The organism is Streptomyces niger (assembly GCF_000718305.1).
Taxonomy (GTDB): domain Bacteria; phylum Actinomycetota; class Actinomycetes; order Streptomycetales; family Streptomycetaceae; genus Streptomyces; species Streptomyces niger.
In genome coordinates this window covers 164,719-176,706 of the sequence record NZ_JOFQ01000002.1, presented here as the reverse complement: position 1 = coordinate 176,706, position 11,988 = coordinate 164,719, and the positions used below count along the sequence as shown (strand labels likewise).

The 11,988-nt window shown below is 71.6% G+C and carries 12 protein-coding genes; 7 read left to right on the top strand and 5 right to left on the bottom strand.

Annotation, left to right across the window (positions count from 1 at the left end; translation table 11 throughout):
* Nucleotides 1-187: 187 nt before the first annotated feature.
* Entirely contained in the window at nt 188-3,055 is a 2,868-nt protein-coding gene (locus tag IF20_RS04680) for an FAD-binding and (Fe-S)-binding domain-containing protein (protein WP_052863667.1), read from the bottom strand.
* A gap of 149 nt (nt 3,056-3,204) precedes the next feature.
* Between IF20_RS04680 and serC the strand changes: the two genes are divergently transcribed.
* Nucleotides 3,205-4,323 carry a phosphoserine transaminase gene (gene serC / locus IF20_RS04675; RefSeq protein ID WP_052863666.1) on the top strand — a complete coding sequence of 373 codons (1,119 nt, stop codon included), beginning with the start codon at nt 3,205-3,207 and terminating at the stop codon, nt 4,321-4,323.
* Between the two features lie 82 nt (nt 4,324-4,405).
* On the opposite strand, the gene IF20_RS04670 is transcribed toward serC, so the two are convergent.
* Entirely contained in the window at nt 4,406-5,431 is a 1,026-nt protein-coding gene (locus tag IF20_RS04670; protein WP_052863665.1) for a hypothetical protein, read from the bottom strand.
* Nucleotides 5,432-5,521: 90 nt separating this feature from the next.
* Here IF20_RS04670 and IF20_RS04665 point away from each other — a divergent pair, with 90 nt between their 5' ends.
* Complete coding sequence (locus tag IF20_RS04665) at nt 5,522-6,211, top strand: GDSL-type esterase/lipase family protein (RefSeq protein ID WP_052863664.1); 690 nt, start codon at nt 5,522-5,524, stop codon at nt 6,209-6,211.
* A 92-nt stretch (nt 6,212-6,303) separates the two neighbouring features.
* On the opposite strand, the gene IF20_RS04660 is transcribed toward IF20_RS04665, so the two are convergent.
* Nucleotides 6,304-6,723, bottom strand: coding sequence for a hypothetical protein (locus IF20_RS04660; protein WP_052863663.1), 420 nt, complete (start codon nt 6,721-6,723; stop codon nt 6,304-6,306).
* An 84-nt stretch (nt 6,724-6,807) separates the two neighbouring features.
* On the opposite strand from IF20_RS04660, the gene IF20_RS04655 reads away from it, so the two are divergent.
* The 3 genes from IF20_RS04655 to IF20_RS04645 are packed head-to-tail and all read left to right on the top strand — an operon-like array spanning nt 6,808 to nt 8,875.
* Complete coding sequence (locus IF20_RS04655) at nt 6,808-7,620, top strand: helix-turn-helix domain-containing protein (protein WP_052863662.1); 813 nt, start codon at nt 6,808-6,810, stop codon at nt 7,618-7,620.
* Nucleotides 7,617-7,895 carry a DUF397 domain-containing protein gene (locus tag IF20_RS04650; protein ID WP_052863661.1) on the top strand — a complete coding sequence of 93 codons (279 nt, stop codon included), beginning with the start codon at nt 7,617-7,619 and terminating at the stop codon, nt 7,893-7,895. Before IF20_RS04655 ends, IF20_RS04650 begins: the two co-directional genes overlap by 4 nt.
* Nucleotides 7,877-8,875: an aldo/keto reductase gene (locus IF20_RS04645; protein ID WP_052863660.1), complete on the top strand. Its 999-nt coding sequence runs from the start codon at nt 7,877-7,879 to the stop codon at nt 8,873-8,875. The genes IF20_RS04650 and IF20_RS04645 overlap by 19 nt, the downstream gene beginning before the upstream one ends.
* A gap of 215 nt (nt 8,876-9,090) precedes the next feature.
* Here the strand turns inward: IF20_RS04645 and thpR are convergent, their stop codons facing one another.
* Entirely contained in the window at nt 9,091-9,663 is a 573-nt protein-coding gene (gene thpR, locus IF20_RS04640; protein ID WP_052863659.1) for an RNA 2',3'-cyclic phosphodiesterase, read from the bottom strand.
* A gap of 237 nt (nt 9,664-9,900) precedes the next feature.
* On the opposite strand from thpR, the gene IF20_RS04635 reads away from it, so the two are divergent.
* Together IF20_RS04635 and IF20_RS04630 are read left to right on the top strand one after the other, a co-directional pair.
* Complete coding sequence (locus IF20_RS04635; RefSeq protein WP_052863658.1) at nt 9,901-10,251, top strand: hypothetical protein; 351 nt, start codon at nt 9,901-9,903, stop codon at nt 10,249-10,251.
* Nucleotides 10,248-10,505, top strand: a complete 258-nt coding sequence (locus tag IF20_RS04630; RefSeq protein WP_052863657.1) for a hypothetical protein — start codon at nt 10,248-10,250, stop codon at nt 10,503-10,505. Before IF20_RS04635 ends, IF20_RS04630 begins: the two co-directional genes overlap by 4 nt.
* A 43-nt stretch (nt 10,506-10,548) precedes the next feature.
* Here the strand turns inward: IF20_RS04630 and IF20_RS04625 are convergent, their stop codons facing one another.
* Entirely contained in the window at nt 10,549-11,946 is a 1,398-nt protein-coding gene (locus IF20_RS04625; protein ID WP_052863656.1) for an MFS transporter, read from the bottom strand.
* Between the last annotated feature and the right edge of the window lie 42 nt (nt 11,947-11,988).

The window sequence follows — 11,988 nt, the reverse complement described above, 5'->3', positions numbered from 1 at the left end:
CGGCCGCCGTGAGCTTCGGGGATGCACCGGCGTCCGTGAGGCCGGAGGTGGCACGGGAGCGAGGGCCGGCCTGCGTGCCGGTCTGGGGAGACGAATGATTCACGTCCCCCAAGCTACGGTCCGACCGCCACTCGAAAAAATGCACTTTCCGCGACTTCGTTGCGATCGCACATTTCCGGCCGTTCCGTCACAGGTGCTCCGCCAGCACCTCCGCGAGGTGACGTCCGGGGCGTTCGCCCAGCTGAGCCAGTTGAGTACGGCACGAGAAGCCGTCGGCGACGATCTCCGCGGACGGAACCGCATTCCGTACGGCGGGGAGTAGTTGCTCTTCCGCACACGCCACGGAAACGTCGTAATGGCCCTTCTCGAAGCCGAAGTTGCCCGCGAGGCCGCAGCAGCCGCCGCTCAGCTCCCCGGTCAGCCCCGCGCGCTCCCGCAAGCGGCGCTCGGCCGCGTCACCGAGCACGGCGTGCTGGTGGCAGTGGGTCTGACCGGCGACGGGGCGGTCGATCCGGGGCGGCTGCCAGTCCGGCGCGTACTCCTCCAGGTACTGGGCGAGGGTGCGCACCGAGCGGGCCAGCTCCGCCGCGCGCGGGTCGTCCGAAAGCAGCTCGGGCAGATCGGTGCGGAGAGTGGCGGCGCAGCTGGGCTCCAGGACGACCACCGGGCCGCCGAGCGCCGGGCCGATGCGGTCCAGGGTGCGCCGCATGACCTTGCGCGCCTGGTCGAGCTGGCCGGTGGAGACGTAGGTGAGGCCGCAGCAGACGGGCTTGGCGCGCGGCCCCGCCGGGTGCAGGACCTCCTTCCCGGCCGCCTCCAGGACCTGGACGGCGGCGCGGCCGACGGACGGGGCGAGGTGGTTGGTGAAGGTGTCCGGCCAGAGGAAGGCGACCTGGTCGCTGGAGAAGAGGTGCGTGCCGGAGCCGAGGCGGGCCCGGGACCGGCGGGCGAACCAGCGCGTGAACGGCTCCGGCGCCAGCTCCGGGATCGTCCGCTCCGGCGCGATGCCACCCGCCCGCTTGGCCAGCGCGGCGAGCGGCCCGACGCCGGCCGCCGCGTTGAGCACCGGGGCCAGCCGGGCGACGGACGCGGCGCGCAGCCACAGCGGCAGCCGGCCCATGGCGTAGTGCGCGGCGGGCCGCAGCCGTCCCGCGTAGTGGTGGTGCAGGAACTCGGCCTTGTACGTCGCCATGTCCACGCCCACCGGGCAGTCGCTGCGGCAGCCCTTGCAGGACAGGCAGAGGTCGAGCGCGTCGTGCACCTCGGCCGAGCGCCAGCCGTCCGTGACCACCTCGCCCGCCAGCATCTCGTGCAGCAGCCGGGCGCGGCCGCGGGTGGAGTGCTGCTCCTCCCCCGTCGCGCGGAAGGACGGGCACATCACGCCCGCGCCGGAGACGGCGGTGTTGCGGCACTTGGCGACGCCGACGCAGCGGCGGACGGCGGCGGAGAAGTCCCCCTTGTCGTGCGGGTAGCCGAACTCCACGTCGACGGGCTGCCGGGGCAGCACGGCGAAGCGGAGGTTGTCGTCCATGCGGTCGGGGCGGACGAGCATGCCGGGGTTGAGCCCGCCCGCCGGGTCCCACATGTCCTTGAAACGTCCGAAGAGACCGACGAGTTCCGATCCGTACATCTTCGGCAGCAGCTCGGCGCGGGCCTGCCCGTCACCGTGCTCGCCGGACAGCGACCCGCCGTGCGCGACGACCAGGTCCCCCAGGTCGTGCGAGAAGGCTCGAAAGCGCCGGATGCCCGGCTCGCTCAGCAGGTCGAAGTCGATGCGTACGTGGATGCAGCCGTCACCGAAATGGCCGTACGGGGTGCCGCGCAGCCCGTGCTGGGCGAGCAGCGCCCGGAAGTCGCGCAGATAGCCACCGAGCCGTTCCGGCGGCACGGCGCAGTCCTCCCACCCGGGCCACGCTTCACTGCCGTCGGGCATGCGGGTCGCCGTCCCCGAGGCGTCCTCCCGGACCCGCCACAGGACGCGCTGCCCCGCCGGGTCGGAGACGACCATGTGGTCCGTGACGCCGTCGGCGGCCGCCGCCCGGCACAGCTCCTCGGCCCGCGCCCGCGCCTCCTCGGGCGAGGCGCCGCCGGTCTCCACGAAGAGCCAGGCACCGCCCTTGGGCAGCCCGCCCGCGTCCGGTACGAGGTCGGAGGCCATGCCCTCCACCGTCAGGGGCTGGTACGGCAGCAGGGTGTGCGCGGCCTCGGCGGCGGCGCTCTCGTCCGGGTACCCCAGTACGGCCAGGGCGCGCGCCGCCGGCGACTCGACCAGCCGCACGGTGGCCTCGGTGAGCACGCCGAGCGTTCCCTCGCTGCCGGTGAGCGCCCGCGCCAGGTCGACGCCCTTCTCGGGGAGCAGGGTGTCCAGCGCGTATCCGGAGATCCGGCGCGGCAGCTCGGGGAAGCCGGTGCGCAGCAGCGCGAGGTGCTGATCGACCAGGGCGCGCACGCCGTCCGCGAGGGCGCCCGGCACCCCGTCGAACCCCTGGCCGGCGCGGACCCGCTCGCCCCCGTACGTCAGCACGTCCAGCGCGCTCACGTTGTCCGCGGTCGTCCCCCAGGCCACCGAGTGCGAGCCGCAGGAGTTGTTGCCGATCATGCCGCCGATCGTGCAGCGGCTGTGCGTGGACGGATCGGGCCCGAAGGTCAGGCCGTGCGCGGCGGCCGCGGTGCGCAGCTCGTCGCAGATCACGCCGGGCTGGACCACGGCGGTCCGCGCGTCGGGGTCCAGCGACACGATCCGCCGCATGTGCCGGGTGAAGTCCAGCACCACGCCCGTGCCGGTGGCCTGCCCGGCGATGGACGTCCCGCCGCCGCGCGGCACCACCGGCACACCGTGCTCCCGGCAGACGCCCAGCGCCGCCGCGACGTCCGCCGCGTCCCGGGGCGCGACGACCGCCCGCGGCACCCGCCGGTAGTTCGACGCGTCCATGGTCACCAGCGCCCGGTCCGCCGTACTGCCCGACACCTCTCCGCGTACGGCCGCCGTCAAGGCCCGTACCAGCTCCCGGTCCGCCGTTCCTGTCCCTGTCTCCCTCTGCGCACGCTCAGCCATACCCCTCAGCCTGCCCCGCGGGACGCCGGGTGATGGCCTGCGACGCCCGGCCCTCCCCCGGCACGCCACCCGGCCCGTCCTCGGACACTCCTGTCTCAACGGCTGGACTCCGGTCAGAATGCGGCGGCGCGACGGATTAGGCTGCGCACGTGGCTGATATCCAGATTCCCGCTGACATCAAGCCCGCCGACGGTCGCTTCGGCGCGGGCCCCTCCAAGGTGCGTACGGAGGCGGTCGACGCGCTGGCCGCCACCGGAACCTCCCTCCTCGGCACCTCCCACCGCCAGGCACCGGTGAAGAACCTGGTCGGCAAGGTGCGCGAGGGCGTCCGCGACCTCTTCCAGCTCCCCGAGGGCTACGAGGTCGTGCTCGGCAACGGCGGCTCCACCGCGTTCTGGGACATCGCGACGCACGGTCTGATCGAGCGCAAGTCCCAGCACCTCACGTTCGGTGAGTTCTCCTCCAAGTTCGCCAAGGCCAGCAAGCTCGCGCCCTGGCTGGAGGAGCCCACCGTCATCTCCTCCGACCCCGGTACGCACCCGGAGGCGCGGGCGGAGGAGGGCGTGGACGTCTACGCCTTCACCCACAACGAGACCTCCACCGGTGTCGCCATGCCCATCAAGCGGGTGGCGGGCGCCGACGAGGGCTCGCTCGTGCTGGTGGACGCCACCTCCGGCGCCGGCGGCCTCCCGGTCGACGTCTCCGAGACGGACGTCTACTACTTCGCCCCGCAGAAGTCCTTCGCCTCCGACGGCGGCCTGTGGATCGGCGTCTTCTCCCCCGCCGCCCTGGAGCGCGCCCGCGCCGTCCACGCCTCCGGCCGGCACGTGCCCGAGTTCTTCTCCCTCCCCACGGCGATCGACAACTCCCTCAAGAACCAGACGTACAACACCCCGGCCCTCGCCACCCTCTTCCTGCTCAACGAGCAGCTGGAGTGGCTGAACGGCCAGGGCGGTCTGGACTGGGCGGTCCGCCGCACGGCGACCTCCTCGCGCACCCTGTACGGCTGGGCCGAGGACTCCAAGTACGCCACCCCGTTCGTCACCGACCCGGCCAAGCGCTCGCAGGTCATCGGCACGATCGACTTCAACGACGACGTGGACGCCGCGGCCGTCGCCAAGGCGCTGCGCGCCAACGGCATCGTCGACACCGAGCCGTACCGCAAGCTCGGCCGCAACCAGCTGCGCATCGCGATGTTCCCGGCCATCGACCCGGCCGACGTCGAGGCCCTGACGAACTGCATCGACTACGTCATCGAGAAGCTGTGACCAGCCGCCTCCACTGACACCCTCACGGGCCCCGGCGAAACGATCGCCGGGGCCCGTGGCCGTCCCACGACACCGTCCGCGCTCAGCGGCGGCCGCGGCGGCGGACGGCCAGGATCGCGGCGATCGCGATGCCGATGACGATGACGCCGGTGACGGCCGGGCTGCTCTTCTCCGAGTCGCCGGAGCCGGAGTCGGAGGAGTCGCCGGAGCCGCCCGGGCTCTTGTCACCGCCAGGGGTGGCGGAGCCGTCGTCGGAGACCGAGTCCGGGAGCTGCTCGCCGCTCAGGCCGACCGGCTTCACCTGGCTGTCCCTGCCCTCCGACCCGAACATCAGGAACCGCCCGTCCGGCGTGAACGTCACCGACTCGCCCTGTCCCTGGAACGGCACGCCGATGGATCCGATGTCGTCCTTCGGGCGGCCGTCCCGCCAGTGGTACATCCGGCCGCCGAAGTAGCTGCGCAGCATCAGCCGGCTGCCGTCCGGCGAGAACGCCCCGTCGGTGACCCACATGTCGATGCCGGAGACGCGCCGGAAGACGTTCGGCCCGGACGTGCTCAGCCGTTCGGGCCCGGCGTAGAGCGCGGCGCCCCCGTCCTCCTTCTTGGACACGAGGTAGACCCGCCCGGTCTTCGGGTGGACCATCATCGCCTCGGCGTTCCGCGGCCCGTCGGCGTACGTCACGTCGTACTGGGTGGCCGTCACCGTCTGGTCGCGCAACTGCTTCGGCTCCGGGAAGCGGTAGATCCAGACGTGGTCCCAGGAACCGTCGAGGTTGTCGCCGATGTCGCCGACGTACAGGTCACCGTCCGCGCCGACCGATATCGCCTCCACGTCGCGCGGGTCGCCGACGCCGCGCATCGTGACGGTCGCGACCGTCCGCCCGGTCCGCGAGTCCACGGCGTAGACGTACGGCCCGTCGTCGCTGTCGTTGTGCGTCCAGTAGACGCCGGGGTGCGCGCGGCTGGCGGCCAGGCCGCTGGACTCGGTGATCCGCGGGTCCTTGATCGTGAACGGCTCCGGGTCACCGCCGGGCGCGGCCACGGCGCCGGCGGCCGACGCGAAGAGCAGTACCCCCGCGGCACCTGCCGCGCACAGAAGCGAACGCATGCCCCCAGCTTCCCATCAGCACCCCGCTCCTCGGGGACGCGTGGCCAGCGTCACGTACCGGCCGGGCCGGCGATCGGCGAAAATGGCCGGATGCGGATCATGTTCGTCGGCGACTCCATGACCATCGGCTCCGCCGGCGACTACACCTGGCGCTACCGCATGTGGCAGCACCTCAACCGGACGTACGGCGGCCCCTACCGCATCGTCGGCCCGCGCGACACGCTCTACGACGTCGCCGCCGCCGCGCCCGTCTCGCCCGACTACGGCGACCCCGCCTTCCCCGAGCGCGCCCGCCGCCACCTCGCCGGCTGGGGCGAGGGCTGGCTGCACATGGCCCCCCTCATCGCCGACACCGTCCGCACCCACAAAGCCGACACGCTGCTCATCTCCCTCGGCCTCATCGACCTCGGCTTCTACACGGACGCGGAGCAGACCGCCGCCAACGCCCGCCGCTTCCTCACGGAGGCCCGTTCCGCGCGGCCGCGCCTCCGCGCCGTGCTCCTCCCCGTCATCCCCAACGTCCGGGCGCTGTCGGACGTTCCGTTCGCCGCCGAGTGCGACCGCTTCAACGAACTCCTGGCGAAGGCCGTCGCCGACCTCTCCACGCCGCAGTCGCCGCTGCTCCTCGCGTCCCCGCCGGCGGACTACGTCCTGGACCGCGACACGTACGACGGCACCCACCCGTCCCCTTCGGGCGAGCACCTGCTCGCCGCGGCGTTCGCCGACGCGATGCACCAGGGCTGGGGCGTGGGCGAGCCGTACCTTCCCGCGGCCCCGTGAGCCCGGACCGGTGCGCTCCGCGGGAGGGCGCCCGGGGGCGGCGGAGGACTTACCTGGCCGTGGACGGCGGCGCCACCGCCTGATCCGCCGCCCTAGGTGGCCCCGGCCACCACCCGCACGACCATCTCCTGCAGCAGCTCCGGCTCGACGAACGGCGCTTCCGCGCAGGGCAGTGACCGCCAGTCGAGCGGCCAGGTGTCCCCGTACAGCGCGGGTACGCCCACGAAAGCCGTGTGCCGTGCGTCCCGCCCCATCACCTCGGCCCCCACCGGCCAGGCGTATGCCGCGGCGGTGCGCGGCGGCAGCAGGAAGTAGGAGTTCCGACCCCGGGTCGAGGCCCGCACGATGGGCCCGGCCCGGAAGTCGGTGAACGCCATCAGCTCGTACGCCACTTGCTCCCCCAACAGGTCCCCGATGCGGATGGCGTCGAAATGGACGCCGACGAGCCGCAGGGCATGCCCTGACGCGGGCAGCCAGGAGGGGACGAAATCGGGTGACATTCGCGAGTTCATGCCGATGACGATTCCTCGCCGCGGTTCACTGTGACCAGTGCCACACGATTGCCGTGCACGACGGTGCACTTCAGGGAGGTAGCTGTGCACTCACGTGAGAACGGCTCGGGTAACTCGAAGGCATTCGGCGCGTTGTTGCGCTTCCACCGGGAGCGGACCGGCCTGTCGCAGGAGGCCCTCGGGCGCCGCGTGGGCTATTCCAAATCCCAAGTAGCCATGGTGGAGCGCGGAGAGCGGCCGCCCAAAGGCCACTTCGTGTCCGTCGCGGACGAGACGTTGGGTGCACAAGGTGCACTTCTTGCAGTGGCAGAGCAATTGCGCACCAGCCACATGCCGTCCTGGTTCGACGAGTACGCGGCCGAAGAAGCAAAGGCCGTCGCCGTCCACACTTACGCGAATCACGTTATGGCGGGCCTGTTGCAGACCGAGGCGTACGCTCGCGCGGTCTTCGGTTGTCACTGCCCGCCGCTGGACGACGAAACCGTCGAAGGAAGGGTCGCGGACCGCCTGGAACGCCAGAAGCTGTTTCACCGCAAGCCCGTGCCCATCATCAGCATGGTGCTGGAGCAGGTCGCGATCACCCGACCACTCGGCGGGCCGGGCGTCCTCCGAGAGCAACTCCGTCATCTGCTCGACGTCGCACGGCTGCGGCACGTCGAGATTCAGGTCATGCCGACGGACCGTTGGACACATGGCGGACTGGACGGGCCGATGATCCTGCTGGAAACGGACGAGCACCGACAGCTCGCCTACATCGAAGGGCAGGACGGTGGCTACTTCGTGAGCGAGCAGGCTCAACTCGGTAACCTGCTCAGCAAATATGGCATTCTGCGAGCTCAGGCCCTCACTCCCGAGGAGTCCGCCGAACTCATCGAACAGGTGGCACGAGGACTATGAGCACCGACCTGCAGTGGTTCAAAAGCTCGTACAGCGGCACCCAGGGCGAATGTGTCGAGGTCGCTGTCGAATGGATCAAGTCCAGCTACAGCGGCAGTCAGGGTGGCGATTGCGTGGAGGTGGCCGTCACCCCCTCCGTCGTCCACGTTCGGGACTCCAAAGACATAGCGCGGCCCGGCGTTACCGTGTCCCCCGACGCGTGGGACAGCTTCACGTCCTTGATTCGAGTGGACTCCAAGGCGTTGGCTGTGGAGTCATGGAGTACACGCAGCTAGGACGTACGGGGCTCAAGGTCAGCCGGCTCGTGCTCGGCACGATGAATTTCGGGCCGCAGACCGACGAGGCCGAAAGTCACACGATCATGGATGCCGCGCTGGGCGCGGGCGTCAACTTCTTCGACACCGCCAATGTGTACGGCTGGGGCGAGAACAAGGGCCGCACGGAAGAGATCATCGGGTCCTGGTTCGCCAAGGGCAGCGCGCGGCGCGACAAGGTCGTGCTCGCGACGAAGGTCTACGGGAACATGTCGCCGGACGGCGACAGCGTCTGGCCCAACGACGACAAGCTGTCCGCCGTGAACATCCGGCGGGCCGTGGACGCCAGCCTCAAGCGGCTGGGGACGGACCACATCGACCTCTACCAGTTCCACCACGTGGACCGGGCCACGCCGTGGGACGAGATCTGGCAGGCGATCGACGTCCTCGTGCAGCAGGGCAAGATCCTGTACGCGGGTTCCTCGAACCACGCGGGCTGGCACATCGCGCAGGCCAACGAGGCGGCCGCGCGGCGCGGGTCGTACGGGCTGGTCAGCGAGCAGTGCCTGTACAACCTCGCCGAGCGGCGGGCCGAGATGGAGGTCATCCCGGCCGCGCAGGGCTACGGGCTCGGCGTGATCCCGTGGTCGCCGCTGCACGGCGGGCTGCTGGGCGGCGCCATCCGCAAGGAGCAGGCGGGCGGGGGCGGCCGTACCGCTTCCGGGCGGGCCGCCGACACGCTCGCCGACCCCACGGCACGGGCGCAGATCCAGGCGTACGAGGACGCCGTGGACAAGCACGGGCTGGAGCCGGGCGAGGTCGCCCTGGCGTGGCTGCTCACGCGGCCCGGCGTGACCGGGCCGATCGTGGGGCCGCGTACGACGGATCAGCTCGCGTCGGCGCTGCGGGCCGTGGAGCTGACGCTGCCGGACGAGCTGCTGCGGTCGCTGGACGAGATCTTCCCCGGCCCTGGCCCGTCCCCGGAGGCCTTCGCCTGGTGAGTGCGGGGGGGGGGGCGGCGCCGCGCCGTTGTCACCGGCGGCGTAGCCGTCACTGCACGGCGGCCGCCACGATGACGACGATCAGGAGTACGGCGAGCAGGCCGGACATGATCCGGTTACGGGTTTTGGGGTCCACCCTTCGAGCGTAACCGGACTGCGGGGCGGGCCCGCAGCCAGTACCGGCGTCCGCCCGGCTCCTCGGCTCCCCGGCGCGCTCAGCGCCCCAGTGGCCAGGTGGCCACCGTCTCGTAGCGGGGCTGTTCGCCGGGGACGCCGGAGGCGGGCAGGTTGCTGCGGACGAGGGCCAGGTCGGACACCGTCCACTCGGCGCTCCCGTATGCGGTGAGCGCGTCGACGAAGGGGACGAGGTCCAGGCGGGCCTCGCCGCCGCGGGCGCGGGCGAGGGTGAGGTGCGGGGTGTAGGGGCGGTGCTCGTCCATGTCCACGCCGGCCCGGCGCGCCGCGGCCCCCGCGGCGTCCGCCAGGTACCGCATCGGCTCCAGGCCGCCCGCCGCGCCCGCCCACAGCACCTTGTGGTCGAACCGGCCGCCGCCGCTGATCCGCAGCGGGAACGGACGGTGCCGGTGGGCGGCGCGGGCCAGCCGGGTGTGCAGCTCGGGGAGGAGGCCGTCGGCCACCTCCCCGTAGAAGGCGAGCGTGAAATGCCAGCCCGCGTGCCCGGTCCAACGAAGCCGCTCCGCGCCGGGCAGCCGGCGCAGGTCCGCGGTCTCCGCGGCCAGTTCGTCGATCACCGCCTGCGGCGGAAGAACCGCTGCGAAGAGTCTCATGCGGCCATTCTGGCGTGCGCGGTCGCGCCGTGGTTGCGCGCAGTTCCCCGCGTCCCTGAGGGCAACGGCAGCTCGGCCGTACGAGCTCCCTCCCAAGGTTGCTCGGGCAAGGGGAACCCCCATACTCTCGCCACGACGCCAGCAGAAGGAACGGCCATGCCGCCCACTGGACGTGGAGATCGACGAGGAGGTCCGGAAGCCCTCGTCGCCTGACCGTCTCCAGAAGGAAGGTCGCTCGTGACCACCGCCGCTGTCCCTCCCGCCGGGTCGCCCGTCCCCCGCCCGGCCCAGACTCCCGACGCGCTCAGAGAGGCTCTCGCCGTCGTCGCCCCCGATCGGCTCGACGAAATGGCGGCGAGCAAGGACGAGGCTTTCGCCCAAGCCGTCGAACAGCAATCCCTCACCCCGGTACGGGCATGGGTCCTCACCTGGGCCCGGGACATCGAGATCGCCCGCCGCCCCGACCTCGCCGCCCGCTACCAGCACGCCAACAGCCACCTTGAGGACGAGGACCCGGACACCGCCCGGAAGGCTCTCGAAGAACTCACCGCCGTGCTCGATGAAGCACTGGCGGAGGTACGTCGGTGAGCTGGAGGTGGGAGTACGCCTTCGGCGCTGAGCAGGCGTCCCACACAGCACCGCCGGAGTTCGTCACCGAGGTGGAGAAGAAGGTCGCGGAGGTGGTGCGGATGTGCGAGGCGAAGTACCTGGACGGCACCCTCCACCAGGACGCCAGCTCCAGGGGCGGCGACATCACCGTCCGCGGGGGGATGTTCCGGTATCAGATCGTCGTCCGCCGCGAACGGGTCTACATCGTCCAGGTCACCTATCTCGGCTTCTGACCGACGGTCCCCGCGCCCCCGGAGGGGCGCGGGAAGGCGGTGGTCAGGCGGCTGTCGCGACCTGGTCCGGGGTGGCGGGGTGGCGCGGGACGAACGCGACGTGCTGGTGGCCCCGGCGGAGGTCGATCTTCAGGCGCAGGCCACCCGCGCGGGCCAGGAAGAGTCCGACCCCCACCGCCGCCAAGGCGGAGATCGCGCCGCCGGTGAGGAAGCCGATTCGGGCGCCGTACGCGTCGGTGACCCAGCCGACGAGCGGTGCGCCCAGCGGCGTACCGCCCATGAAGACCATCATGAACAGGCTCATCACGCGGCCGCGCATGGCCGGGTCGGTGGCCAGCTGGACGCTGGAGTTGGCGGTGACGTTGATCGTCAGGCCGCACATGCCGATCGGGACCAGCAGGAGCGCGTACAGCCAGAACGCCGGGGAGAGCGCGGCGGCGATCTCCAGGACGCCGAAGAGCAGCGCCGCGCCGACGAGGAGCCGGAGGCGGGAGGTGCCGCGCCGCGCCGCGAGCAGCGCGCCGGCCAGCGAACCGGCCGCCATGAGCGTGTTGAGCAGGCCGTACGTGCCGGCGCCCGAGTGGTAGACCTTGTCCACGAAGGCGGTCAGCCAGATCGGGAAGTTGAACCCGAAGGTGCCGATGAAGCCGACCAGGACGATCGGCCAGATCAGGTCCGGGCGGCCGGCGACGTAGCGGAGGCCCTCGCGGAGCTGGCCCTTGCCGCGCGGCACCTGCTTCCCCGGGTACAGCTCGGCCGGCCGCATCATCAGCAGGCCGATGATCGGCGCGATGAAGGACAGGCCGTTGAGCATGAAGGCCCAGCCGCTGCCGACGGCGGTGATCAGTACACCGGCGACGGCGGGGCCGACCAGCCGCGCCGACTGGAAGTTCGCGGAGTTCAGGCTGACGGCGTTGCGCAGGTCGTCGGGGCCGACCATCTCCGAGACGAAGGACTGCCGGGCCGGGTTGTCGACGACCGTGACCAGGCCGAGCAGGAAGGCGACGAGGTAGACGTGCCAGACCTGGACCTGTCCGGTCAGGGTCAGTACCGCGAGGGCGAGTCCCGTGAGGCCCATCGCGGACTGGGTGAGCAGCAGCAGCTTGCGCTTGGCCAGCCGGTCGGCGATGACGCCGCCGTACAGGCCGAAGAGCAGCATCGGGAGGAACTGGAGCGCGGTGGTGATGCCGACCGCGGTGGAGGAGCCGGTCAGGCTCAGCACCAGCCAGTCCTGGGCGATGCGCTGCATCCAGGTGCCGGTGTTGGAGACGACCTGGCCGGTCGCGAAGAGACGGTAGTTGCGTATGCGCAGCGAGCTGAAGGTGCCCTTGCGCGGCTTGTCGGCAGCCGCGGCGGGTTCCGCGGGGGCGTGGGCAGCGCCGGTCCCGCGGTCGTCGGGGTCAGGTGCGGGGGCGGAATCTGTTCCGGATCCCGTACTCAAGTGGGTTCGCCTCCTCGGCGGTCGGTGGCTCTGTCACGGTGC